The sequence below is a fragment of the Saccharothrix ecbatanensis genome (genome assembly GCF_014205015.1).
Taxonomy (GTDB): domain Bacteria; phylum Actinomycetota; class Actinomycetes; order Mycobacteriales; family Pseudonocardiaceae; genus Actinosynnema; species Actinosynnema ecbatanense.
In genome coordinates this window covers 2,411,175-2,434,836 of sequence record NZ_JACHMO010000001.1, presented here as the reverse complement: position 1 = coordinate 2,434,836, position 23,662 = coordinate 2,411,175, and the positions used below count along the sequence as shown (strand labels likewise).

Sequence of the window (23,662 nt, the reverse complement as noted above, 5' to 3'; positions counted from 1 at the left end):
GCCGCCTCCCGTCCCGCGCGGGGAGGTGCCAGGATGCTGCGTGACGGTCTAGGTCAGGTGAGTCGAGCGCTGATCGCCAGCCGGTTGTAGGCGTTGACCACCGTCACCACCCACACCACCTGCTGGACCCGGACTTCTCCCAGCCGGCTGATCGCGGTGTCGAGAACGGTGTCCGGCACGTGGCCGTCGTGCACCAGCGTCACCGCTTCGGCCAACGCGAGCACAGCGCGCTCCGCCTCCGTGAACGCGGGATCGGTGCGCCAGGAGGAGACATCACGCACCTCCCCCGCCGCCGCGGCCTTGTCGGTGTGCAGCCGGACGCAATACGTGCACCCGTTGATCTGCGAACACCGCAGCCGCACCAGTTCCACGAGCCCGACCGGCAGGTCCACGTCGTCCACGGCCTTGTCCAACGCGCCCAGCGCGGCGAATCCCGGCCCGGCGAACGGATCAAGCCTCATCGCCATCAACTCCCTTGTGCCAGTTGTTCGACGGCCAGCCGGGTGACGGTGGGCAGGCAGACCTTCCCCGTCCGCCCCAACGGCAGCTCGGGCAGGACCAGCAGGTGTTCGGGCAGCTTCCGACGGCTCACACCGCGTTCGCTCAGGAACTCCGTCAACTGTCCCAGCGACGGCGGGCGGCCATCAGGACGCACGGCCACGCACGCGCACAGCCGCTCCCCCAGGTCCCGGTCCGGCACCGGCACGCACACCACCTCGGCCACGACGGGGTGACCGCCGAGCGCGGACTCCACCTCGGCCGGGCTGATGGTGTAACCGCCGCGGATCACCACGCGCTTCAGCCGGCGCACCACGTGCAAAGTGCCGTCAGGGTCGAAGAATCCCTCGTCACCGGTCCGCACCCAGCCGCCGGGCAGGCGGTGGCGCTCGTCCAGTTCCGGCGCGTCGACGTAGCACAGCGGTGTCATCGGACCCAGCGCGCAGATCTCGCCGTCCACGATCCGGATGTCGGTCACCGCCGGATCAGGTCGGCCCACACCGTTCTCCGGCGTGGACGTGTGGCAGTTGACGCCGTCCGACGACCCGTAGATGTTGATCACCGGGCAGCCGAACGCCGTGCGCACGTCCGCCAAGGTCTCCGGCGTCAGCACATCACCGCTCGACACCACAGCCCGCACCGAGTGTGCGTCCACAGTGGACCTCAGCGCCGCCATCCGGCGCAGCATCGTCGGCACGCCGAACACATGCGTCGGCCGGTGCTCGGCCACCATCCGCCACGCCGCCGCCGCGTCGAACCGCCGCATCAGCACCAACGTTCCCCCGAACCGGCACAGCGTGATCGCCGCGCCGAACGAGCCGAACGCCGACGCCAACGGCACCAGCACCAGGTCGCGCGGCACCACCGTGTCGCCGTGCACCGCCCGCACGTAGTTCCCCCGACCGCCGGCGAACGCGTTGTGCGAGTAGGCGACCAGCTTCGGCGCGGCCTCCGAGCCCGACGACACCAGCACCCGCGCCGGCGCTTCCGGATCGACCGCGACCGGCGACAGCGGAGCGTCCCAGCGCGATTCCAACGCCGCCGACACGTCGCTGACAATGGTGCCGGCGATCGGCGAACCGCCGTCGGGCAAGTGCACCGCCACCGCACCGACCGCCGCGACCGCCAACTCCGCCACCACCGCCTCCCGCCCGTTCGGCAGGTCGATGCCGATGATGTCGGACGGGCCGTGACCCCGGAGTGACGCCGCCAGCCGCCGCACAGCGCGATCCAGCGACGCGTAGTCCATCGCTCCGGCGTCGTCGATCACCGCCGTCCGCTCCGGGTGCTCCAGGACCCGGTCCCGGAACAACGAGTACAGGTCCCGGTCCGGGCAGTGCCCCGCCTCGACCCACGACCGGCGCAACGCGGCGGGAACCAGGTCCCGCACCACGACGCCGGTGGACGACGTCCACCTCATCCGAACTCCCACGCCGACACCGGCACCACGCACCCGTCGCGGACCAGGGCACGCGAGAACCGCGGATCCCGCCCCAACATCGCCAGATCGGTGCACACCGGCACGCTCAACGGCGCCGTGCACCGCCGCGTCGCCTGCGCGTTCATCCGTGACGCCGCAGACAGAAGCGAGGACGCCACCGATTGCCCCACTCCGGACCGGATCCGCCGCGCGATGGCCTCCACGACGCCTCGCGCGCACACCACCCCGCCGAACACGTCCACGATCGTCATCAGCGACGGCGGCACCCCGGCGTGCGCCTGTACGACGAAATCCGTCCCCAACGGCGGCCGAGGGCCCAGCGCGTCACCCCAGCCGGACGCGTGCGCGTACACGACCCCAGGCCGCGCCCGTGCGACGTCCCGGGCCGTCAACCCCCACGAGGCGGCCTTGCCAGGCGCCCAGTTGTGCAGGAACACGTCGACGCCCGATGCCAGCTCCAGCAACTCCCGCCGCCCGGCCACCGTGCCGAGATCCACCTCGACCACCCGCTTGCCCCGGTTCAGGGCATGAAAGCGGGCAGACACGTCACCGGACATGGGCGGCACACCCCGCAACGGATCACCACCCGGCGGCTCGACCCGGACGACGGACGCGCCCAGTTGCCACAGCAAGTGCCCAGCCATCGGCCCCTGCACCCGCCGGCACGATTCCAGCACCACCACCCCCGACAGCGGCAACTCCCCCGCACGGCGAAGCACCCCGACACCGCGCAGCTCTCCGGCGTCCGGCAACTCACCAGCCGTCGACACCGGAGCCGTGCCCAACGCACGGATCCGGTAGGGCGGCAGGTCGTCCACCGCCCGGTTCGCCACCCGCACCAGCGTCATCCCGGTCACCGCCGCGACCTGCTCCAGCCGCGTGATCGGCAACCGCGCGGTCAACCCGGTCAGCTCCCCCGGCACCGCACAGGTCGCAGTGGCGAACCGGTGCTGGAACGGCCGCCAAGCACCCGCCACCACGCCCGGATCGGCGTCCAACTCGGCCCAGAACCGACGCCACACCTCCGCGTCCAACGCCTCGACCTCGAACGCCACCCCGTCCACCGACAGGAACGGCGGCCCGCCCACACCCTCACCGACAGACTCCGGCTCGTCCGCCGTCGCCGCCGCCAGGTACTGCGACACCGCGAGCAACCCCGCCTGCGCGACCGACGTCGACACCGTCCGCACCGGAACGCCGCGCAACCGCGCCACCTCCAGCGCCAGCGCCCCGATCGAGTCCAGCTCCGCCGCCACGATCGACGCATAATCCAACCCGAGCGCCGTGGGCCGGCCGAACCGTCGGCCGTGCACGTGCATCAACCCGCACGCAGCCTGCACGTCCAGCTCACCGGCCAACGGCACGTCCACCGGCCCAGACCACGGCACCGCCGACACCACTGACGTCATACGGGCCGCCGCCCGTGCACCGAGTAGACGACCGGCGAGGTGGCCAGGAACCGCGAGTCGGCCAGCACCTCCCGCACCGCCACCAACTGCTCGTCCGTCATCCCCGCCGCGATCAGCTTGTCCCGCAACATGTGCGTGGTGTGCGCGAGCAGCCGCACACCGGGCGACCCGGCCCGCCACGGGTGCACGACCACCCTCGGGTCCACGTCGACCAGTCCGGCCCCGACCATCGCGCCGGCCGCCTTGCGACCCCACGCGCCGTCCACGCCGAACGCGTCGAACACGCTCTCCTTGACCGCCAGGAACGTCTCGTACAGCTCGGCCGCCCGCCGGTCCGGCGCCAGCAGCACCGGGCTGTACGAGTTGTCGAACTCGTCCACCTGCAACCACCCTCCTGGCTTCAAAGCAGAGACGAGCTTGCGCAGCACCGCGTCCCGCTCGGGCAGGTGACGCAGCACCAACCGCACGTGGACCAGGTCGAACTCGGCCTCGGGCAGCGGGTCGCACACCACGTCGTGCCGCAGCACGGTGAGCCGGGGCGCGGGCGGCACGTGGTCCGGCTGCACGTCCGTGGCCAGCACCTTCGCACCACGAGCGGCCAGCCAGTGCGCCACGCTGCCGCCCCCCGCGCCGACGTCCAGGCACCGCCAACCCGGCCGGATCCCGATCCGCGCCAGCCTCCCGAACGTCACCGGGTCGTACGCGGCGGCCAGGCAGCGGTGCTGCTCGGCCACGTGCGCGCGGTCGAAGACGTAGGTGGTCACGTCCACCGTCCGGAGCCGCACGTCTCGGCGCTGCCGACCAGCCGGGTGAGCAGGTCGAGCCGACGGACCTTGCCGGTGGCGGTGCGCGGCACGTCGTCCCAGGCCAGCACGTGCGGGTCGGCCATCGTCGGCAGGTCGGCCACCGCCCGCCGCCACACCTCCGGGTCCACCGGCCCTTCCGTCACGAGCACCGGGATCGGCCGCCGGCCGGGCGTGCCGAGCACCACGCACTCCACCACCTCCGGCAACCGGTCCTCGACCAGGTCCTCGACCTCCAGGCAGCTCAGCCCCGGCACGGCGTCCACCTCGCGGTCCAGCAGCCGCACGGAACCCCCGCGGGTCAGCACGGCGAGGTCGCCGGTGTTCCACCACGGGCCGTTCTTCTTCGCCTGCCAGCGGTCCTGTTCACCGACGTACCCCGCACACCGCGCCGCCGTCCGCGCCAGCACCAGCCCGCTCTGCCCGCGTGCCACGGGTTCGAACGTCACCGGGTCCACCACGCGCAGCTTCGTCCGGCCGGGCACGGGACGCCCCAGGTCACGGGCATCCGGCGCGCGGTCGAGCGCACGCCGGGTCAGGAACCGGAACGTCAGCGGACCCGTCTCCGTCTGCCCCCAGCCCTGCATCCACAGTGGACGCTTGCGCCGGGACGCGCCGAGCATCGCGCGCATGGCCGGCGGGTGCATGGCGTCGTAGGTGCTGACGAACAGCCGGACGTCGCGGAACGGGTTGTCGGGCCGCGCCGCCGACGGCTGCCACCGCACGTACGCCGAGGGCAGCGCCTCCAGCGTCGTCGGCCGGTACCGCTCCAGCACCGACAGCGACTCCGGGGAGCTGAGCAGCACGATCTTGCGCGGCGCGAGGCAGAACACGCTCGCCGTCCAGCAGAACGTGCGGCCGTGCGCGTAGGAGCTGGCATTCGCCACCACGTCGTCACGGCGCACGCCGATCACCGGCCAGCGCACGGCCTCGAACCTGGCCAGCCGGTGCACGATGGTGCGGGTGGTGTGCACCACGAGCTTGGGGACGCCGGTGGTGCCCGACGTGTGGTTGACGATCAGCGGGTCGTCGTCGTGCCTGCGCCGGGGCACCGGCACCCGCGAGCCGCGCACGTCGTCCAGCGTCACCGCACCGGGGATGGGCGGGCCGAGCGACAGCACCCGGCGTGCCAGGTCGGCCGGCAGCACCCGGTCGGTCACCAGCACGGCCGGATCCAGCCGCTTGAGCAGGATCTCCAGCACGTCGTCCGACAGGTGCCCGGACAGCAGCGCGGGCACCGCGCCGATCCGCACGGCCGCGCACGCGAGCAGGTCGTAGTCGTAGTGGTTGCGCTTCACCACCGCCACCCGGTCACCCCGGCGCGCGCCCGCCGCGTACAGCCAGCCGGCCGCCTCGCGGACCAGCTTGGCCAGTTGCGGCACGGTGTAGTCGACGACCGGACCGCGGGCGGACGTCACGACGCCGGTCGGCGCGATGTCGAACGGCCGGTCCAGGTGGACGGTGGTGTGCGTGCGCCGGTCCGCGACCTCTTCGAACAACGTGCCCATGTCATGCGGCCTCACCTGAGCTGCCTCCTCGTGCCGGTGTACGACGGGTTCAGGGCGAGCACCCGGGCGGCGGCCCGGCGGCCGGATCGCACGGCGGCCTCGCTGTACGGGATCAAGGTCACCCAGTCCCCCGCGTAGTCCACGACCCCGCCGATGCGGGACTCGAACTCACCGCGCAACGCGAGGGCACGCGGTGTGGCCTCGGGCAGGCCGTGGCGGAACCGGTGCACGACCGATCCCGTGACGCCCGTCCGCAGCCCCGGCACGAACCGGCCGGCTTCGTCCGCGAGCACGCGCACCACCTCGTCGTCCGGCAGGTCGAGCAGCGCGGGCGCCATCGCCGGGCTCGCGATCACCGTGACCAGGCCGCGGCCGTCCGGCGCCCGGTCCGGGTGCTTGAGGTGGTCGAACAGCACCACCGACACCGACGGGCTCTCCGAACGCGGCACGGCGATCACGTACACGGGCGACTCGGGGCGGTGGTCGAGCATCACGTGGACCTTCACCATCGGCGTGAACGTGCACGCGTCCAGGAACGGCCGTTCGTACGCCGGGGCGTTCACGTGGACCTGCCGTGCGACGGGCGCGGGCACAGCCAGCACCACGGACCGGGCGCGGAACTCCGTGCCGTCACCGCTGACCCTGGCGGAACCCTGCCCCGTCACCACTTCCCGCACCGGGAACGACGTGGTGACGTCCAGCCGTGCGGCGAGCGCCCGCGCGAGCACGTCCATGCCGCCGTCGTAGGCACGCCACGCCGTGGAGGGGCCGATCGCGCCGAGCAGACCAAGGAACGGCGCGGCGGCGGAACGCTCCGGCTGCCACCCGAAGAACCCGGACACCACCGGCTGGCACAGGTACTCCAGCACGTCCCGGTGGCACGGCGCGGCGAACTCCGCGACGGTGGCCGTGCCCAGCGGGGACGCCTCCGGACGTTCGGTGTCGACCCCGTTTGCCCGGCTCGCCCGCAGGAAGTCGGCCCGCGCCCGGACGGACAGCCCCGCGCCGGTGACCAGCCCCAGCGGGTGCGCGAGCCCTCGCCGGACCCGGCCGCCACGCCACACCCCCAGCTGCCGCCCGATCTTCGGCACGGTGTCGAGACCCAGGCGCCGCAACAGTTCCCACGTGTGCGGGTACCCGTGGGTGGAGATCTGCTCGGCGCCGCTGTCGACCACGAACCCGGACACCCGCCGCGTCGCCATCCGCCCGCCGACGTGGTCCGCCGCCTCGAACACCCGCACCTCGCGGCCCGCCCGCGTCAGTTCGTGCGCGGCGGCCAACCCGGCGATCCCGCCGCCGATCACGGCCACGTCGAGGTCGGTCACCGGACCACCAGGTTCACCACGACCAGCGTCACCACGGTCACCCGGTGCACGTCGATGCCGATCCGCCGGGCCCGCAGGATGTCGCCCTCGCCGAAACCGACCCGCAACTGCCTGGCCCGCAACAGGATCGTGGGCAGCAGCGCGAGCGGGAACCACCACGGCCCGCCGACCAGCGGCAGCGCCAGGATCAGCAGCAGCTCGCACGCCGAGACGCCCGCGACGAAAAGCATGTTCCCGCGCGGTGACGTCAGCGCGGCCACCGTCGGCCGGCCGACCCGCCGGTCGCCCGCCACGTCGTTGGTGTTGGAGTAGACGCCGAACAGCAGCGGCCCCAGGCCGAAGATGAGCGCCTGCACGACCACCACGCCGTCCACCCCGCCGGTGACCAGGCCGTACGGCGCGATCACCAGCGCCCAGCCCAACGCCGCCAGGAAGAACTCCTGGAAGCCGTGGTAGCTCAGCTTGACGCCCCACGAGTACTGGAGGGCGAAGAAGTACGTGACCGCGACCAGCACAAGAGTCCACATCGGACGGTGTGGTGCGATCGCCAGCGCGCCCAGCCACACCGCCGCGCCGACCACCGCCGTGATCAGCCCGAACCGCAGCACCTGCGGCTCGGTGAGGGTGCCCGCGACGAGCGGTTTGCGGTTGAGCTTGCGCGCCGGGGCGTCGGGGGCGTAGTTCGCGATGTCGCTGCCGTCCCGGTACCCGGTGAGGTCGTCCAGGGCGACCATCGCGACGATCACGAACACCTCGCCGACCAGGAACACCCCCATCGTGGCCAGCACGCCGCCGTCCAGCCGCAGCGCGGGCGCGAGCAGCGCCCACACCACCAGGACGCCGAGGTAGTAGTCGACGATGTCGAGCTTGGCGAGCTTCACGTACGCACCGGTGGATCCGGGCGCGACGGTGGTCGTCATCGGGGCCTCCTCAGGCCGTGGGACCGGGTGTGGCCGCGAACCGGCAGACTTCGTCGGCGATGTGCTCCACCTCCGCGTCGGTCAGGTGGGGGTGGATCGGGATGGCCAGTTGGCGCCGCGCGGCCGATGCGGCGGCCGGCCAGTCGCGGTCCGGCTGCGCGTGCCCGGCGAACGCGGGCTGGCGCGGCAGCGGGGCCTGGTAGTAGATGTGCGTGCCGATGCCGCGGGCGGTCAGGTGGTCGCGCAGCGCGTCACGCCGGTCGGCCAGCAGCGAGTAGACGTAGAAGCAGCGCCCGTCCCGGCCCGGCGGCGGCGCGAGGACGCCCCGGCCCTCCAGCCCGGCGAACCGGTCGGTGTAGTACTCGCCGATCCGCGCCCGCCGTTCCAACCGGTCGGGCAGGGTGGCGAACCGGCGCAGCTGGAACGCGGCCATCACCTCGTCGAACCGGCTGTTGTAGCCGACCCGGTGGTGCACGAACCGCTGCCCGCCGTCCTGGCCGTGGTTGCGCAGCATCCGCACCGCCCGGCCGAGCGCCGGGTCTCCGGTGACGACCATGCCGCCCTCACCGGGCATCCCGAACGTCTTGACTTGCACGAACGAGAACACGCCCGCGTCGCCCCAGGTCCCGGCGGGCCGACCGGCGAGCACACCGCCCTGCCCGACCGCGGAGTCCTCCAGCAGCCGCGCGCCCGCCGCGGTGGCGATCCGCCGCAACGCGGGCATGTCCGCCATCACCGAGAACATGTGCGCGGGCATGACGACCTTCGTGCGCTCGGTGACGAGCTTGTCCACCTCGGCCGGGTCGACCACCATCGTCCACGGGTCCACGTCGGCGAACACCGGCGTCGCGCCCAGCAGCAACGGCGCGGACGCCAGCGGCGCGCACCCGTACGCGGGCACGATCACCTCGTCGCCCGGCCCCACGCCCATCGCGTGCAGCACCAGCGTCAACGCGGAAGTGCCGCTGCCGCACGCCACCGCGTCCGCGACGCCGAGCGAGTCCCGCAGCACCGCCTCGAACTCCGCCGTGCGCTCGCCGAGGATGAACTTCTGGTCCGCGGTCAGCCCGACCTGCTCCACCACCTCCAGCAGCAGGTCGCGGTCGAACAGGTCCGGTGGGAAGAACTGGATCGTCACGCGCGCCGTCCGAGGTAGAAGGAGCGGATCGCGTCGCATACCCGGTCCACGTCGCCGGGCGGCAGATCCGGGTACAGCGGCAACGCAAGCGTGCGACGGCACGCCGCCTCCGCGTGGGGGAAGTCGCCGGGGCGGTGGCCGAGGTCGGCGAAGCACGGCTGGAGGTGCATCGGCACTGGGTAGTAGGTCTCCGTGCCGACACCGAGCCCGGCCAGGTGCGCCGCCAGCTCGTCCCGCCGGTCCACTTCGACCACGTAGACGTAGAAGACGCCGCGCACACTGCCCCGGCGCGTGACCACTGACGGCAGCTTCCGCACGCCCGGCACACCGGCCAGCGCCTCGGCGTACCGCTCGGCCAGGACCGCACGGCGGCGGATGTCCTCTTCCAGCCGGCCGAGCTTGGCCAGCAGCACCGCGGCCTGGACGTCGTCCATCTTGCTGTTCACGCCGACCAGGCCGGTGGTGGTGGCGATGCCGGGGAAGTTGTCGATCGTGCGGCCGAACCGCCCGTGGTGGCGCAGCGCGCCCACCGCCTCGGCGACGTCGGGGTCGTTCGTGACGACCGCGCCAGCGTCACCGAGCGCGCCGAGGGTCTTGGTGGGGAAGAACGACAGCACTCCCCCGGCGCCGAGCAGACCCGCGTGCACGCCGTCGTAGCGCATGCCGATCGCCTCCGCGCTGTCCTCGACCACCGTCAGGCCGAGACCGCGCGCCACCTCGCCCAGCCCGGTCATGTCCGCGAGGTGGTGGAACAGGTGCACGGGCATCACGAACCGGGCGCGCGGACCGGCGACGGCGGCGACCGAGCCGGGGTCGAGGCCGTAGCCGTCCGGCTCGACGTCGGCGAACACCGGCCGCCCGCCCGCGAGCACCACCGAGGACGCCGACGCGATGAACGAGAACGCCGGCACCACCACCTCGTCACCGGGGCGCAGCCCGCACGCGCGCAGCAGCAGGACCAGCGCGTCGGTGCCGCTGTTCACCCCGATCACGTGCGCGGCCCCGGTGTACGCGGCCAACGCGCTTTCCAGTTCGAGAACTTTGCTCCCGTGCGAGAACTTGCCGTTCTCGACCACTTCGACAATGTGCCTGCGCATTGTCGGCCACATTTCAGAGAATGTCGCCGATTGCGTGAAGAATGGCACGGTCAGCGCACTCACCTCCGCGATCACCGCTTTCGGCAGCGAGCGTATGGCAGGCGACCGGACGAACCCCCGAGCACGGGGGAGTTCACTCTTCCTGGTCAACTCACCGGTCCTGAGTTGACAGCCCTACCCGATTTGGGACAACGTCGGCACCGTCACTCAATTGAGATCGCCATTCCTGATGCCTTCGATAAGCGGACGAGACAAGACAGGGCTCACATAGTGCGGACACTCGTCGTGGGGTTGGGCCGGGCCGGGGCGGAACTGCACCTGCCGGTGCTGACCAGGGCGCGGACCTCGGTCCGACAGCTGTTCGACGACCGGCCGATCGTGGCGTGCGACCCGCGGCGGCTGCCGGCGGAACGACCCGGCCTGGCGATGGCGGGCAGCCTCGCGGAGGCCGCCGCGCTGCTCGACCCGGCCGACACCGTGGCGCACGTGTGCACCCCGCCGACCGTGCGCGCCGAGGTGATGGTCGAGCTGGCCGAACGCGGCTTCCGCAACGTGATCTCGGAGAAGCCGCTCGCCGCCGACACCGACGACCTCGCCCGGTTGACCAGGCTGCGCCGCAAGTACGGCCTGCGGATCGCGGTCGTGGAGCCGTGGCTGACCAGCTCGCTGACCGTGCGGCTGACGGAGCTGGTCCGCGGCGGCACGCTCGGCGAGCCGAGGGCGATCTCGATCGTGCAGAACAAGCCGCGGTTCCGCCGTTCGCTGACCAGGCCGAGCCACCTGACCGCGTTCGACGTGGAGCTGCCGCACGGTGTGGCGTTGGCGCTGCGGCTCGCGGGCAGTGCCCGGGTCACGCACGCCGCCGGGTACGACCTGACCGTGGGTGACGTGGTGGTGCCGCGGATGGGCGGCGCGCGGATCGGCCTGCGGCACAACAGCGGTGTGCGCACGGAGATCAGCTCCGACCTCACGTCGCCGGTGCGGGAGCGCCGGATCACGGTGGAGTTCGAGCGGGGCAGCGCGGTCGGCCACTACGCGGTGAGCGACGACGACGACCACTCGCAGCTCACCGTGACGGTCAACGGGCGCAGCGAGCACGAGGTGCTGCGGGACGATTCGCTCACCGAGTGGATGATCCGCGCCTACCGGCTCTTCGTCGCCGGCGGTGACCAGCACGCCCGCGGGTTCGCGTTCGCCACGGACGTGGTGCAGCTGCTGTCGGTGGCCAAGAACATCTGCGCCGAGCCGGTGATACCCACCGCGCGCGGTGAGGCGTCGCCCGGCCCGGTGGCCGTCCATGTCCGCTGACCCCGTGCTGGCCGGCATCACCGACGAGGCGGCGCCGGACCTGGCCGGTCAGCTGGCGGTGCTCGCCGAGCTGGGCTGGTCGCACATGGAGCTGCGCACGGTCGACCACCGCGCGGTCGCGGACCTGGACGACGCGGAGTTCGCCGTGGTGGCGAAGACGCTGGCCGCGTGCGAGGTCCGGGTGGTGTGCCTGGCGTCGCGGATCGGCGGCTGGGCGCGCCCGGTCGTCACGCCGTTCGACGAGGACCTGGCCGAGCTGGACGTGCTGCTGCGCCGGTGCGCCGAGCTGGGCACCCGGTACGTGCGGATCATGTCGTACCCGAACGCGGGCCTGTCCGAGCGGCGGTGGCGCGACCGGGTGATCACGCGGGTGGCCATCCTCGCGGAGCGCGCCGAGGCGGCCGGTGTCGTGCTGCTGCACGAGAACTGCTCCGGCTGGGCGGGGATGAGCGGCGAGCGCGCGCTGGAGCTGCTGGCCGCGGTGGACAACCCGGCGCTGAAGCTGCTGTTCGACACGGGAAACGGCGTCGCGCACGGCTACGACGGGTACGCGCTGCTGAGGGAGGTCGTCGCGCACGTCGAGCACGTGCACGTCAAGGACGCCCTCGGTGACCGGTTCGTGCTGCCCGGCTCCGGGTCGGCCCGGGTGGCGGACTGCGTGGAGTTGTTGCGCGCCAACGGCTATCAGGGCGCGTGGTCGCTGGAGCCGCACGTGTCGCTGTTGCCGCACGCGTCCGGCGCGCTCGCCCCCGACGCGGCGTTCGCGTTCGTCGCCGCCGGTCGGGCGATGGCCGGGCTGGTGCGGTGATCGGGTTCGTGCGGTGATCGACCAGGATCGGGACCTGCTGCTGACGTTGCTCGCCCTGCCGACCGCCGGTCCGTTGGAGACGACGGCCGAGGTTCGCCTGTGGGACGCGGTGCACGCGTACGCGGAGGCCGGTGAGGAATTCGGGCTGCGGACCGTCCACCTCGGCGCGGCCCGGGAAGCGGACGTGCTGCGGCACGACGTGCCCGCGGTGGTGCGCGAGGCGATCGCCGAAGACCCGGACTTCCTGGAACGGCAGCCGAGCCTGGTGCTGCGCGTGGGCGACGCCGAGCCGACGGTGATGTTCAACGTGCACCTGGACACGGTCGCGCCGTTCGAGCCGGCCGGTTTCGACGGCGTCCGGTTCCACGGCCGCGGCGCGATCGACGCGAAGGGCCCGGCGGTGGCGTTGCTGGCGGGCATCCGCGCCGCGCTGGCCGATCCGGCGGTCGGTCGGGACGTGAGCGTGCTGGTCCAGGCCGTGTCCGGCGAGGAGGGCGGCGCGATGGGCGTGTTCGGCACCCGTCCGCTGGTCGAGGCCGGGTTCCACGGCAGCCTCAACGTGTTCTGCGAGCCCACCGGCCTGCGCTACCTGCCCAGGTCCACCGCCGCGATGACGGCGTGCGTGCGGGTGCGCGGTGAGGACGCGATCGACGACCGGCCGCACGCCGGGCACAACGCGTCGGTGCTGCTCGGTTTCCTCGCCCAGCACGTGGCGGGCGCGCTGGCCGGACGGGTGCCCGACGGTCAGGTGTGCGTGGCGGGTCTGCACACCGGCCGCATGCACAACCGCGTGTACGGGTCCGGTGAGCTGCTGCTGAACCTGTCGTACGGCAGCACGGCGTCCGCGCGGGTGCTGGCCGTGGCGCTGGACGCGGCGCTGCGCGAAGGGCTGGCCGAGTTCACCGCCCGGTTCCGCGGTGTGCCGCCATTCCACCGCACCGCCGTCGACGCCGCCGCCATCACCCGGCTGGAGTGGCGCAAACGCGGCCTGCCCGCCCTACCGCCCCAGGACGTGCCGCTGCTCGACGGCGTGGTCCCGCGCTGGCCCGCGCACGAGCCCGCGTTCACCTGTGACGCGATCTGGCTCGCCGACGTGCCCGGCGCGCGGACCGCCGTCCTCGGCCCCGGATCGCTGGACGCCAACAACGCCCACGCGCGCGGCGAACACGCCGACGTCGCCGACCTCGACCGGTTCACCGACGTGGTGCGGGACGTCGTCGTGCGGTTCGCGCGGAACGGAAAGGCGACCTGCGAGAAGGCGCTGAAGGACGAGTTCGACGGTGGTGGCCGGTGAAGGTCACCCGCGTCGCCTACTCCGCGGACCTCAACGCCGGCAAGCTCAAGCAACTCGCGGAGCAGGCACGGCGGCTCGGCGTCATCCGGTCCATGGTGTGGCGCGAGCACGGCTCCATCAACGGGGCCGGTATCAGGGACCGCGTCATCCGCGACCGGTGGATCGACACGTGGACCCCCACCGGGACACTCCGGCTGATCCTTCGTAACAACCGGGTCGAGGTGCACTACACGATCGACGCGGCCACGGTGACATCGTCGAAGCGACCCCGTGGCAACCGCGAGGTCGGCGTGGACAAGGGTTACAGCGAAGTCCTCACCGATCGGACGGCCACCGCCACGACACCGGGTTGGGCGAACTGCCGACCAGCGAATCGGACCACCGGAAGAGGAAGAACGCGCGGCGAGCGAAGCTCTGTGGCATCGCGGAGAAAGCCGCCGAACGCGGCGACCACGCGAAATGCGGGGCCGTGTGGCACGCCGACCACGCCGCTGCGATCAACATCCTGGCTCGAGCCGCCGACTCCGACATCGGCCTGCACACCCCCGCACACGCGGGTGAAGCAGATCATCCAGGAACGAGATCGCCGACGGTCCAGACTGCCGGACCAGGACTCCAACACCGCAGGTCACTGTCGGTGTGGAGAGCGAAATATCCGAAACCGATCAACCCTGATCAAGGAATTGGAAGCAGGAACATGACCGTCCTGGTGCCCTATCCGATCCTGCTGGCCACCGTCACCGGTGTTTTCCGGGAGCGCGGGATGCCGCCCGACCGGGCCGCGGTCGCCGCGGAGGCGTTGTGCCACGGCGACCTGACCGGGATGAGCACGCACGGGCTGGTGAACCTGACCAGGCTGTACCTGCCGCTGTTCGACTCGGGCCGGACGGACCCGGCCGCCGACATGGCGGTGATCGCCGACCTGGGCGCGTCCGTGCTGGCCGACGCGCGCAAGGCGCTCGGGCTGTGGTCTGCGTCCCAGGCGATGGAGCTGGCCGCGGCACGGGCCGCCCGGTACGGGATCGGCATGGTCACGTTGCGCGGCGCGACGCACATCGGGTGCGCCGGGCACCACGCGGCACGGGCGGCGGCGCACGGCATGGTGGGGCTGATCGTCTCCAACTGCGGTGGGCAGCGCATCGCCCGGCCGCCGGGCGGTCGGGAGCCGATGCTGGGCACGAACCCGCTGGCGTTGGCCTGCCCGGCGGGTGACCGGCCGCCGTTCGTGCTGGACATGAGCACGACGGTGGTGCCGACGGGACGGGTGCGGGCGGCGGCGCGGGCCGGTGAGGAGATCCCGCCGGGGTGGCTGGCCGCGGACGACGGGACGCCGGTGACCGACCCGGCCGCGTTCGACCGGGGCGACGGCCACCTGCTGTGGCTGGGCGGCGCGGCGGAAACGGGCGCGTACAAGGGTTTCGGGCTCGGTCTGCTGGTCGAGGTGCTGGCCGCGCTGGTGCCGGGTGCGACGACGGGACCGACGTCGTCGGTGTCGCAGGACGACGACATCGGGGTGACGGCGTTGGCGTTCGCACCGTCGGCGCTGCGGTCCGGGTTCGCCGAGGACGCGTCGGCGCTGTTCGGGGCGGTGGTGGGCGCGCTGCCCGTCGACCCGCGCAAGGCGGTGTCGTACCCGGGGTGGCACGAGGGTGAACGGGCGCGGTGGCGGCGGGCGCACGGCGTTCCGGTGCCGGTGGAGTTGTACGAGGAGCTGCGCGCGGTCGCGCCCGAGCTGAGGGAGGCGGGATGACCGGGCACCAGATCATCCGGTTGGGCGTGGTGGGGCTGGGGGTGATCTCGCGGTTCTACCTGGCCGCGATCGCCTCCTCGCCGCGCTTCGAACTGGCCGCCGTGTGCGATCCGGACGAACAGGCGACCGCCGGGCACCGCGTGCCGGTGTACCGGTCACATCGCGCGATGCTCGACGCGGGCGGCCTCGACGCGGTGGTGGTGACGGCGCCGAACGACGTCCACGCGGGCGTCGCGCTCGACGCCATCGCGTGCGGGCTGCCGGTGTGCGTGGAAAAGCCGCTGGCCACCACGCTGCGGGATGGTCTGGCGGTGGCCGAGGCGGCGCGGGCGCGGGACGTGGCGCTGTTCACCGCGTTCCACCGCCGGTACAACGCGAACGTGCTGGCGTTGCGGGACAAGCTGACCGGCGGCGCGCCGATCGCCGAGCTGACCGTGCGCTACCTGGAACGGATCGAGGAGCACGTCGGCCGCGACCGCTGGTACCTCGACCCGGCCCGGTCCGGCGGCGGGTGCGTGGCGGACAACGGGCCGAACGCGCTGGACCTGGTCCGGCTGTTCCTCGGCGAGCTGACGCTGGAGTCGGTGCGGATCACGCGCACGGCGGGCGTCGACCGGCATGCCGTGCTGCACGTGCGCGGGACCGCGCCGGCGACGGTGGAGCTGGACTGGTCGCACCCGGGCGAGACGAAGGACGTGACGGTCCGGTTGACCGACGGAACCGCGCTGCGGGCGGACATGCTCGCCGGCTTCGACGAGTTCAAGGGCTCGCTGTGGCACGAGTACACCGGCGTGCTGCACGACTTCGCGCACGCCGTGGCACTCGGTCCGGCGTGGCGGGACGGCGGCCTGGCCGCGCTGGACCTGGTGGACGAGGCATACCGACGAGAGGGCGCGTGATGCTGGAGGACGGCGACAAGCGGGCGGTCGGCAGCAGGGTGGTGAAGGTCCTGGTGCACCGCCGCGACGACCGCGGGATGAGCCTGGAGCCGTACGCGAGCCGCTGCGTGCGCCGCGGTGAGGTGCACGAGCTGGTGACCACCGACCACCACGACACCACGCCGGGCGCGCGCGTCGACCGGGTCGCGTTCCTCGGGTTCGTGGAGATCGCCAACGCGGGCGTGATCGACCGGGGCGACGAGGTGTGGTGCGACGGCGGTCTGGTCGGCACCGTGCTCGGGTTCGACGCCTGCCACCACCCGAACCACTACAACATCCTGATCAGCACCCCCACCCCGCGCACCGGCCCGGAACTCGGCCTGCGGCCCGAGATGGGCGTGGTGTTCAGCCCGGCGGTCGTTCCCGCCGTCTGACCTTCACGCGAAACGGCGCCCCGGGGATCGTCCCCGGGGCGCCGTTCGTGTGCGTCAGGTCAGTGACCGAGGAGCGGCACGTCCAGGGTGCCGAAGTGGTAGGCGCGCACCGCGGCCACCAGCTCGTCCACGGTCAACGTCCCGCTGCCGTTGACGTCGATCGTGCGGAAGGACTCGACCGCGGACGAGGCGTCCACGCCGATCGCTTCCAGCCACCTGCGGAACTCCGACGGGCTGACCTCGCCGTCGCCGTCGGTGTCGCACAGCCCGACCATCGCCGCGACGGTCGGCCGGATCACGCGGTTGAAGCCGGCGTCGCCCTCGGCGAACACCTGCGCCTCGACGACGCTCAGGAACTGGTCCTCGGTCATCGCGCCGTTCACGCTGACCCCGGCCTTGGTCGCCAGGAACTCGAACATGGAGACGTAGGCGTCGAGGAGCGCCCGCGCCTGCGGGGACGCCGGGTCCTCGCCGAACGCCTGGATGATGCGGTGCGCCTCGGCCTCGTAGTCGGACTTCTCGATCCGGCCGTTGCCGTTGACGTCCCACTTCTCGAAGCGCTTCTTGAGCCGATCGTTCTTGACGGTCGTGGACATGACCATTTCGGGGATTCTCCTCAGTGTGAAAAACGTTGTTCCAGCGAAAATCGGCGTGCGAATCCGGTCTCCGGACCGGCTCCCCCGTCGGGGCGTCTCAGAGGCGCATGACCTCCCCTCCCGGCACGCTGCCCGTGACATCGAGCAGCCGCCGCGCGTTCCTGGCCAGGCGGCCGAGGTCGTAGCCGCTGTGCGCGACGAGCAGCACGGTGGCGTCGCTCGTGCGCAGCGCGGAGTCGAGGTCGGCGACGGGCGGACCCAGCGCGGTCACGGCGCCGGCCACCGGGTCGTGGTAGCCCACCACCGCGCCGAGCGCGCACAGCTCGTCGACGATCCGGAACGCGGCGGACTCACGCGTGTCCGGCACATCGGCCTTGTAGGAGACACCCAACAGCAGGATCCGCGCACCCTCCACCGGCACGCCCTCATCGGCCAGCAACCGCACCGCGCGTTCGACCACATAGGACGGCATCGCCGAGTCGACCAGCCGCGCGGCCTCCACCACGCCGAGCCGGGCGCCTTCACGGCGGGCCTTGTCCAGCAGGTAGCGCGGGTCGATCGGGATGCAGTGCCCGCCGACGCCCGGCCCGGGGGTGAAGGGCTGGAAGCCGAACGGTTTGGTGGCCGCGCAGTGCAGCACGTCCCACACGTCCACGCCGATCCGGTCGCAGAACACGGCGATCTCGTTGACCAGCGCGATGTTCACGTACCGGTAGGTATTCTCCAGCAGCTTCGCCATCTCGGCCTCACGGGTGCCGCGCGCCACCACGACCGTGTCGACGAACCGGCTGTAGAACGTGGCGCAGTGCTTCGCGCACAACGGCGTGTGCCCGCTCACCACCTTGGGTGTGTTGCGGATGCCGTAGTGCCGGTTGCCGGGGTCGACCCGTTCGGGCGAGTAGCCGAGCGGGAAGTCCTCTCCGGCAAGCAGACCGTGCCGCTCCAGCACGGGCCGCAGCACCTCGTCGGTGGTGCCGGGAAAGCTGGTCGACTCCAGGACCACCAGCGTGCCGGGCCTCAGGTGCTCGGACACGGTCTCGGCGGCGGCACGGACCGCACCCAGGTCAGGTCGACCGTCGGCGCCTAAACCGGTCGGCACGCAGATCACCACGGTGTCGGCCCCGGCGATCACCGAAGGGTCGGTCGTGGGGGTGAAACCCCTGGCGCGCATCACCCGCAGCTCGGCGGACGGCACGTCCAGCACGTGCGAGCGGCCCTCGGTGAGGGTACGGACCACGTCCGGACTGGTGTCGTACCCGGCCACCGACAGACCCCCGGCGGTGGCCGCCGCCGCGAGCGGCAGCCCGACGTAGCCGACTCCGACCACGACCAGATCGAAGGACACTTGCGCCTTTCCACTTCATCGGATTCGTTTGCGCGGACAGGGTTCAGGCGCGGAACGCCGCGCCGAGCGACGGCACGTGCGTGCCGTACCCCGCCGGCACCGTGACCATGGCCGGCGTGAGGCACAGCTGGTCGCTGAAGATCGTCACGTCGCCGTCGGTCAGGTTTGCCAACACGTGCGCGCCGGCCGGAAGTACCTTGCAGCCCCTGGGGTTCTCATAGGTCTCAAGTGGAAGGAACTCGACCGAGAACACCGCAACCTGCCCGGTTGCCGCTTGCGCCGGCGGGGCGAGCGGAGCCAGCAGGATGACGGACGCGAGCCCGCCGAGCACGACACCGAACCTGCGTTTCACGATCGCCTCCTCGTCTGGATTCATTGCTGTCCGCAAGCTAACAGTCACCCAGAGCTAAGAGTGGTGCCCGGACCGAACACCACTCGGCCAGGTTGCGGCCCTCGGCGAAGGTTCATCCGGTCGGTCACATCACACGTGGCCGCTGTGGGTGTCGGGGACCGGAAACCCGCCAAAGTTCACGAGTTCGGGCGACATCCGACCGTCCTGCTCGTCGATCAAGACAGAGAGCGGATGCAAGGCGTCACGAAGCCCGAAATGGCGGACCGACGAAGGTGTGCTCCGGCGCGCGCCGCACTCCAGCGTCTACAAGGCGCTGTCGATGCTCGGGCTCGGTCGGCACAGCCCACGACCATCTACAACGGACAGTCCGCCCTACGCGCAGCCTTCGGCAACTGGCGCAACGGAGCCGCCGGCCTGACTCGCGTCGCACATCGCCCGCATCACCTCGATCTTGCGGGCCTGGGACAGCGAACCGGCGGCGATCTCCTGGGGCGTCACGAACGAGCGCACCTCGGCGCTGCCGGCCACCACGCTGTCGAACAAGCGCACGGCCTCGCGCTCGAAGTCGGCGACGAACCGGTCCCGGTCACGGCGGCCCGGACAGCCAACCGGGCAGACAGCGGTCGGTCAGGAGAGGGTCGGCAGGACGTCGGTGGCGACGGTGTCCAGGATCGCCTCGTCACCGGCGAACCGACCCGACTCCCTCGGCCACGGGAGCAGCACGTCGGTGAAGCCCAGTTCGTCCGCCCGACCCAGGAAGTCGCGCAAGCACTCGATGCTCGACAACGCGTACAGCGGCGCGGCGTCGGTCTGGAGGAAACGGCGCACCTCGGCGGACGGCCGGGACTCCGCGGCCAACGCGTCGTCGAAACGGGCCGGCAACTCGGCCACCGACTTCCACCACCCGTCCAACGTGTCGTAGTGCGAACCGATGGTCACCCAGCCCTGACCCAGCCTCGCCGCCAGGGCCAGCGCCTTCGGACCGTTCGCGGCCACCACGAACGGCGTCCGCGGGCGCTGGACGCAACCAGGCGCGTTGCGGGCGTCTACCGCCGTGTAGTACTCGCCGGAGTAGTCGACCCGCTCCCGCGTCAGCAACGCGTCCAGCAGCTCCACGAACTCCTCGAACCGGCGTGATCGACTGGCCGGCGCGGTCCCGCCGCCGAACACCTCCACGTCGTACCCGCCCAGACCGCCCGCGCCGACGCCCACCGTCAACCGTCCGTCCGACAGGTCGTCCAGCGCCGTCACGTCCCTGGTGAACGGCACCGGGTGGCGGAAGTTCGGCGACGCCACCATGAAGCCCAACTCGATCCGCGAGGTCACCTGCGCCGCCGCGCTCAACGTCGGCACCGAGCCGAACCACGTGTGGTCGACCAGCGGCCCCCAGCCGATGTGGTCGAACGTCCACGCGTGGGCGAACCCGTACGCCTCCGCCGCCTGCCACCGCGGCTTCGCCTCGGCCCAGCGGTACTCCGGCAGGATGGTGATCCCGACCCTCATGACCCAACCCCCTACTGAACAGACGTCCTGTTCAGTCGAACAGAGTTCGCGTTCACAGTCAACGCCGAATACTCATCCGGCACGAGAAACGCCTGCCCCGGCCGCGTGTGAGGCGGCGAGGGCAGGCGTTGTCGTCGGACCGGACAGGGTCTAGCCCCAGATCGACGCCGCCCACTCCGGGTGGTCGATGAACGGGTTCCGGTTGCGCTGGTACGTGTCGTAGATGACCTGGTTGCGGCGCTTCTCGAACGCGTCCGGCGGGTCCTGCGCGTTCCACTGGAGCAACACCGACAGCCGGCCGTGGTACGGCGCCGTGCCGTTGTTGACGTTGTTGTTCATCTCCAGGTTCACGTAGCCGTCGCCACCCTCGTACCGCACGGCCATGTAGAACAGCATCCGGGCGACGTCGCCCTTCACGGCGTTGCGCGGCTCCCACGAGTCGGTGTCGGTGTAGTTGCCGGGCGCCTCGGCCACCGGCGAACCACCCATGTCGAAGTCCTTGTTCCCACGCTCCGAGTTCACCGACACGTCCGTCGGCCGCAGGTGGTGGATGTCGGTGCCCGGACCGGTCGCGGTGCCGAAGTCGCCGTGCGACTTGGCCCAGACGTGCTCGCGGTTCCAGTCGTTCGGGTCACCGCCGTTGAGCGTCTTGCTCTGCGAACGCCCCGAGTACAGCAGGATCACGTTCGCGCTGTTGTTCGGGTCCTGGTCGGTGACCTTCAACGCGTTCCACACCTGGTCGTACGACAGCTTGGTGTTGGTGCGGATGATCCCGTTCAACGCCGTCTTCAGCGACGAGCCGGTCTTGCCGATCGCGTTGCGGTAGTACGTGGTGTCGTAGCCGCCACCGGAACTCGTGGTGGTCGTGACGGTGGTCGGTGCGGTCGTCGTGGTCGGCGACGTGCCCGCGTGGGCGAACGCGGTCGGGGACGTCAGGCCCGGGTGCGAGAAGTACGCGTTCAGTGGGCCCGTCACGTCGATCCGCGCGCCGAGCAGACCGGGGTTGGTCCGCAGGCCCCACTGGGCCCGGAACGCCGACGTGATCTGCACGTACAGCATCTGGCTCGTGCTGGTCTGGGTGGGCGTGTCGGCCAGCGCCAACGCGTAGTCGGACGGGAAGTTCGACCGCACCACGGTATTGGTGGCGGTGGGCTGCCCGACGACGTAACCGCGGACGGTGGCGGACGCGCCGGTCTGCTGGCCGATGGCCTGCGCGACGGTGATCGGCGTGGCAGCGGCGGCGGTGGGGATCAGCAGGGCCGCCGCTATGGCGACCACGGAAACGACGACGGCAAGCGGATTCAGCAGGGATCGCACGATGGGGTGTCTCCTCCCGGGCGCGGCGGCGCAGGGTGGCCGCACCTCGGCAGGATCCCATGGAAGATCACTCGTTCGAGTGAATGATCAACGAACCGTTCGGGAAGAGATAAGAATTAGTCCACACTGAAGCTATAAAGACCACTGGCCTCAAACGAGCGGCAGGCACCCGATCGTGGAGGTTGGCTCAGCCGGCGCGTGGGGCGGGTTCGCTGATCCTGGCCCAGGCCGCCAGTCGTGGCGCGAGCAGCCGGTACACCTCCGGGTCCAGGCTCATGCCGGTGTGGCTGCTGGCCACCTCCACGCAGTCCGCGCACGGGTCCGCGCACAGCTCCCACGGCGCGATGGGGTCGTTGCGGGAGAACACCGCGATCGCGGGCACCTCCAGCGGTCGGGCCATGGCCGTGGAGTTCGTTTCGTAGCACGTGCCCGCGAAGCAGTCCTGGTCCAGCAGGCCCGGAATGCCCGCCGCCGACAGCCTGGCCAACTTCCGCGCCACCCGCACCACGCTGGGGTGCGCGCCCAGCTGGTCCAGCACCGGGCTGGCGAGCATCACCAGGCCACGCACCAACTCCGGCCTGCGCACCGCGAGAAGTCGGCACAGCCCGCCGCCGCGACTCTGGCCGAACAGCACCACCTTGCCGCCGGTCGCCTCGACGTGCGCCGCCAACCGGCGTTCCAGCCGGTCGACCAACTCGGTCGTGCAGCCCACGTTCAGGCCGATCCTCGCCCCGATGGGAACGTAACCGCGTTTGCGCAACCACGTGGCGGTGAGGTGCAGGCTCCGGTCCCCGAAACCGAACCCCGGCGCCAGCAGCACACCGAGGCCACGGCCTTCGTCCGGTTCGGCGGCACGCCACGCCGGATCGCCCAGCAGACGGGGGATGCCGAGCATCATGGCCACCAGCACCTGTTCCCTGGCCGCTTCGCGCGCCGCCTCCACCACGCCCATCCGACCTCCCTGTTCCGGCGGTCTGAGCCTGTTCGGGCACAAGAGGATTCCCCGTACCGGGCGGTCCATTCCCTTTCCGCGCACCCGTTTGCCGCCCGTGGCTTCGGGAACCAAAGACCATGTTGTTGTGGAGGCCGCCGGGTGTGTACCGGCCACAAGAGGACACCTGGTTGATCGCCGAGGCGCTGGCCGGCGCCGGCATGCCGCGTGGCGGGCGCGTGTTGGACGTGTGCACCGGCACCGGCGCGGTCGCGATCGCCGCCGGGCTGGCCGGTGCGGGTCACGTCACGGCGGTCGACCTGAGCCGCCGTGCGGTGGCTGCCACCTGGGTCAACGCGCGGTTGCGCGGTCTGCCGGTGCGCGTGCGGCGCGGTGATTTCGGCGACCTGGTCGGCAGCGACGAGTTCGACGTCATCACGGCTAATCCCCCGTACGTGCCGAGCCCGTCGACGCCGGAACGTGGACGTGCGAGGGCTTGGGATGCGGGACCGCGGGGACGCTCCGTGCTCGACCGGTTGTGCTCCGTGATGCCGTTGTTGTTGGCGGCCAAGGGCATGGGGCTGATCGTGCACTCGACGTTGTGCGATTCGGACGTGACGCTGCGACAGTTGCGCGGTGGTGGGCTGAAGGCATCGGTGGTTGCCCGTCGCACCGTCCCGTTCGGACCCGTGATGCGGCAGCGGGCCGGGTGGCTGGCCCGGCGCGACCTCATCGCGGACGGCCAGGAACACGAGGAACTGGTGGTGATCCGTGCCGACGCCGCGTGAAGCCCGGGTGGTGACGGTCGTGCCCGGCGGACCGGTCCTGGTGGAAGGGCCGGTCGAACTGCGGCTGGACGACGGGACGGTGGTGTGCTCGGACCGTTTCGTCGTCGCCGTGTGCGCGTGCCGGCGCAGCAAGCGCTATCCGTTGTGCGACACCAGCCACCGCAAGCGTCGTTGACGGATCTCCTCTGGTTGAGCGGTTCTCCCGCGTTTGCAGCGGCC

25 protein-coding genes are annotated in these 23,662 nt (G+C 71.6%); 9 read left to right on the top strand and 16 right to left on the bottom strand.

Annotated features, from left to right (window positions below; translation table 11 throughout):
- Positions 1 to 53: 53 nt before the first annotated feature.
- Genes F4560_RS10460 through F4560_RS10420 form a run of 9 tightly spaced genes read right to left on the bottom strand, consistent with a single transcriptional unit; the run spans position 54 to position 10,139 of the window.
- Positions 54 to 461 carry a carboxymuconolactone decarboxylase family protein gene (locus F4560_RS10460; RefSeq protein ID WP_184919021.1) on the bottom strand — a complete coding sequence of 136 codons (408 nt, stop codon included), beginning with the start codon at positions 459 to 461 and terminating at the stop codon, positions 54 to 56.
- Positions 462 to 466: 5 nt separating this feature from the next.
- A complete protein-coding gene (locus F4560_RS10455) occupies positions 467 to 1,918 on the bottom strand; it encodes a class I adenylate-forming enzyme family protein (protein WP_184919020.1) in 1,452 nt (483 codons plus the stop codon).
- Complete coding sequence (locus F4560_RS10450) at positions 1,915 to 3,348, bottom strand: CoA transferase (RefSeq protein ID WP_184919019.1); 1,434 nt, start codon at positions 3,346 to 3,348, stop codon at positions 1,915 to 1,917. Before F4560_RS10450 ends, F4560_RS10455 begins: the two co-directional genes overlap by 4 nt.
- Positions 3,345 to 4,112, bottom strand: coding sequence for a class I SAM-dependent methyltransferase (locus F4560_RS10445; RefSeq protein WP_312869038.1), 768 nt, complete (start codon positions 4,110 to 4,112; stop codon positions 3,345 to 3,347). Before F4560_RS10445 ends, F4560_RS10450 begins: the two co-directional genes overlap by 4 nt.
- Entirely contained in the window at positions 4,109 to 5,659 is a 1,551-nt protein-coding gene (locus F4560_RS10440; RefSeq protein WP_184929040.1) for a class I adenylate-forming enzyme family protein, read from the bottom strand. Before F4560_RS10440 ends, F4560_RS10445 begins: the two co-directional genes overlap by 4 nt.
- A gap of 11 nt (positions 5,660 to 5,670) precedes the next feature.
- A complete protein-coding gene (locus F4560_RS10435; protein WP_184919018.1) occupies positions 5,671 to 6,984 on the bottom strand; it encodes an NAD(P)/FAD-dependent oxidoreductase in 1,314 nt (437 codons plus the stop codon).
- Positions 6,981 to 7,904, bottom strand: a complete 924-nt coding sequence (locus tag F4560_RS44295; RefSeq protein WP_184919017.1) for a UbiA family prenyltransferase — start codon at positions 7,902 to 7,904, stop codon at positions 6,981 to 6,983. Before F4560_RS44295 ends, F4560_RS10435 begins: the two co-directional genes overlap by 4 nt.
- 10 nt (positions 7,905 to 7,914) lie before the next feature.
- A complete protein-coding gene (locus F4560_RS10425) occupies positions 7,915 to 9,042 on the bottom strand; it encodes a DegT/DnrJ/EryC1/StrS family aminotransferase (RefSeq protein ID WP_312869036.1) in 1,128 nt (375 codons plus the stop codon).
- Complete coding sequence (locus F4560_RS10420; protein WP_246477771.1) at positions 9,039 to 10,139, bottom strand: DegT/DnrJ/EryC1/StrS family aminotransferase; 1,101 nt, start codon at positions 10,137 to 10,139, stop codon at positions 9,039 to 9,041. The genes F4560_RS10425 and F4560_RS10420 overlap by 4 nt, the downstream gene beginning before the upstream one ends.
- A gap of 270 nt (positions 10,140 to 10,409) precedes the next feature.
- Here F4560_RS10420 and F4560_RS10415 point away from each other — a divergent pair, with 270 nt between their 5' ends.
- From F4560_RS10415 to F4560_RS10385, 7 genes are read left to right on the top strand one after another with little or no spacing between them, the layout of a single operon-like run.
- Complete coding sequence (locus F4560_RS10415) at positions 10,410 to 11,447, top strand: Gfo/Idh/MocA family protein (protein ID WP_312869034.1); 1,038 nt, start codon at positions 10,410 to 10,412, stop codon at positions 11,445 to 11,447.
- Complete coding sequence (locus F4560_RS10410) at positions 11,437 to 12,255, top strand: sugar phosphate isomerase/epimerase family protein (RefSeq protein ID WP_184919013.1); 819 nt, start codon at positions 11,437 to 11,439, stop codon at positions 12,253 to 12,255. Before F4560_RS10415 ends, F4560_RS10410 begins: the two co-directional genes overlap by 11 nt.
- A 13-nt stretch (positions 12,256 to 12,268) precedes the next feature.
- A complete protein-coding gene (locus tag F4560_RS10405; protein ID WP_184919011.1) occupies positions 12,269 to 13,549 on the top strand; it encodes a M20/M25/M40 family metallo-hydrolase in 1,281 nt (426 codons plus the stop codon).
- Entirely contained in the window at positions 13,546 to 14,250 is a 705-nt protein-coding gene (locus F4560_RS10400) for a hypothetical protein (protein ID WP_184919009.1), read from the top strand. The genes F4560_RS10405 and F4560_RS10400 overlap by 4 nt, the downstream gene beginning before the upstream one ends.
- Positions 14,247 to 15,299, top strand: coding sequence for an Ldh family oxidoreductase (locus F4560_RS10395; protein ID WP_184919007.1), 1,053 nt, complete (start codon positions 14,247 to 14,249; stop codon positions 15,297 to 15,299). Before F4560_RS10400 ends, F4560_RS10395 begins: the two co-directional genes overlap by 4 nt.
- A complete protein-coding gene (locus F4560_RS10390) occupies positions 15,296 to 16,198 on the top strand; it encodes a Gfo/Idh/MocA family protein (protein ID WP_184919005.1) in 903 nt (300 codons plus the stop codon). The genes F4560_RS10395 and F4560_RS10390 overlap by 4 nt, the downstream gene beginning before the upstream one ends.
- Positions 16,198 to 16,611 (top strand): DUF6917 domain-containing protein, encoded by a 414-nt coding sequence (locus F4560_RS10385; RefSeq protein WP_184929037.1) that lies wholly within the window; start codon positions 16,198 to 16,200, stop codon positions 16,609 to 16,611. Before F4560_RS10390 ends, F4560_RS10385 begins: the two co-directional genes overlap by 1 nt.
- Before the next feature lie 59 nt (positions 16,612 to 16,670).
- On the opposite strand, the gene F4560_RS10380 is transcribed toward F4560_RS10385, so the two are convergent.
- The 7 genes from F4560_RS10380 to F4560_RS10350 all read right to left on the bottom strand — a co-directional run bounded on the left by F4560_RS10380 (position 16,671) and on the right by F4560_RS10350 (position 22,676).
- Complete coding sequence (locus F4560_RS10380) at positions 16,671 to 17,213, bottom strand: EF-hand domain-containing protein (protein ID WP_246477770.1); 543 nt, start codon at positions 17,211 to 17,213, stop codon at positions 16,671 to 16,673.
- A 91-nt stretch (positions 17,214 to 17,304) separates the two neighbouring features.
- Complete coding sequence (locus F4560_RS10375; RefSeq protein ID WP_184919001.1) at positions 17,305 to 18,552, bottom strand: nucleotide sugar dehydrogenase; 1,248 nt, start codon at positions 18,550 to 18,552, stop codon at positions 17,305 to 17,307.
- A gap of 43 nt (positions 18,553 to 18,595) precedes the next feature.
- Entirely contained in the window at positions 18,596 to 18,904 is a 309-nt protein-coding gene (locus tag F4560_RS10370) for a hypothetical protein (protein WP_312869030.1), read from the bottom strand.
- Positions 18,905 to 19,276: 372 nt separating this feature from the next.
- The gene (locus F4560_RS10365) at positions 19,277 to 19,453 is read right to left on the bottom strand and encodes a hypothetical protein (protein WP_184918999.1); all 177 of its coding nucleotides are present in this window, start codon (positions 19,451 to 19,453) and stop codon (positions 19,277 to 19,279) included.
- Positions 19,454 to 19,531: 78 nt separating this feature from the next.
- Positions 19,532 to 20,407 carry an LLM class flavin-dependent oxidoreductase gene (locus tag F4560_RS10360; RefSeq protein WP_184918997.1) on the bottom strand — a complete coding sequence of 292 codons (876 nt, stop codon included), beginning with the start codon at positions 20,405 to 20,407 and terminating at the stop codon, positions 19,532 to 19,534.
- A 150-nt stretch (positions 20,408 to 20,557) separates the two neighbouring features.
- A complete protein-coding gene (locus tag F4560_RS10355; protein ID WP_376775420.1) occupies positions 20,558 to 21,685 on the bottom strand; it encodes an endonuclease in 1,128 nt (375 codons plus the stop codon).
- A gap of 226 nt (positions 21,686 to 21,911) precedes the next feature.
- Positions 21,912 to 22,676 (bottom strand): alpha/beta fold hydrolase, encoded by a 765-nt coding sequence (locus F4560_RS10350; RefSeq protein WP_184918995.1) that lies wholly within the window; start codon positions 22,674 to 22,676, stop codon positions 21,912 to 21,914.
- Between the two features lie 119 nt (positions 22,677 to 22,795).
- On the opposite strand from F4560_RS10350, the gene F4560_RS10345 reads away from it, so the two are divergent.
- Complete coding sequence (locus F4560_RS10345) at positions 22,796 to 23,443, top strand: HemK2/MTQ2 family protein methyltransferase (RefSeq protein ID WP_184918993.1); 648 nt, start codon at positions 22,796 to 22,798, stop codon at positions 23,441 to 23,443.
- Positions 23,427 to 23,618, top strand: coding sequence for a CDGSH iron-sulfur domain-containing protein (locus F4560_RS10340; RefSeq protein ID WP_184918991.1), 192 nt, complete (start codon positions 23,427 to 23,429; stop codon positions 23,616 to 23,618). Before F4560_RS10345 ends, F4560_RS10340 begins: the two co-directional genes overlap by 17 nt.
- Positions 23,619 to 23,662 lie beyond the last annotated feature (44 nt).

Bases quoted from the DNA above. Each gene is read 5' to 3' on its own strand.
- F4560_RS10455 (WP_184919020.1), bottom strand. From the start codon at position 1,918: ATGAGGTGGACGTCGTCCACCGGCGTCGTGGTGCGGGACCTGGTTCCC.
- F4560_RS10410 (WP_184919013.1), top strand. From the start codon at position 11,437: ATGTCCGCTGACCCCGTGCTGGCCGGCATCACCGACGAGGCGGCGCCG.
- F4560_RS44295 (WP_184919017.1), bottom strand. From the start codon at position 7,904: ATGACGACCACCGTCGCGCCCGGATCCACCGGTGCGTACGTGAAGCTC.
- F4560_RS10460 (WP_184919021.1), bottom strand. From the start codon at position 461: ATGAGGCTTGATCCGTTCGCCGGGCCGGGATTCGCCGCGCTGGGCGCG.
- F4560_RS10380 (WP_246477770.1), bottom strand. From the start codon at position 17,213: ATGGTCATGTCCACGACCGTCAAGAACGATCGGCTCAAGAAGCGCTTC.
- F4560_RS10390 (WP_184919005.1), top strand. From the start codon at position 15,296: ATGACCGGGCACCAGATCATCCGGTTGGGCGTGGTGGGGCTGGGGGTG.
- F4560_RS10450 (WP_184919019.1), bottom strand. From the start codon at position 3,348: ATGACGTCAGTGGTGTCGGCGGTGCCGTGGTCTGGGCCGGTGGACGTG.
- F4560_RS10360 (WP_184918997.1), bottom strand. From the start codon at position 20,407: ATGAGGGTCGGGATCACCATCCTGCCGGAGTACCGCTGGGCCGAGGCG.
- F4560_RS10345 (WP_184918993.1), top strand. From the start codon at position 22,796: ATGTTGTTGTGGAGGCCGCCGGGTGTGTACCGGCCACAAGAGGACACC.
- F4560_RS10385 (WP_184929037.1), top strand. From the start codon at position 16,198: ATGCTGGAGGACGGCGACAAGCGGGCGGTCGGCAGCAGGGTGGTGAAG.
- F4560_RS10440 (WP_184929040.1), bottom strand. From the start codon at position 5,659: ATGGGCACGTTGTTCGAAGAGGTCGCGGACCGGCGCACGCACACCACC.
- F4560_RS10420 (WP_246477771.1), bottom strand. From the start codon at position 10,139: ATGCGCAGGCACATTGTCGAAGTGGTCGAGAACGGCAAGTTCTCGCAC.
- F4560_RS10395 (WP_184919007.1), top strand. From the start codon at position 14,247: ATGACCGTCCTGGTGCCCTATCCGATCCTGCTGGCCACCGTCACCGGT.
- F4560_RS10350 (WP_184918995.1), bottom strand. From the start codon at position 22,676: ATGGGCGTGGTGGAGGCGGCGCGCGAAGCGGCCAGGGAACAGGTGCTG.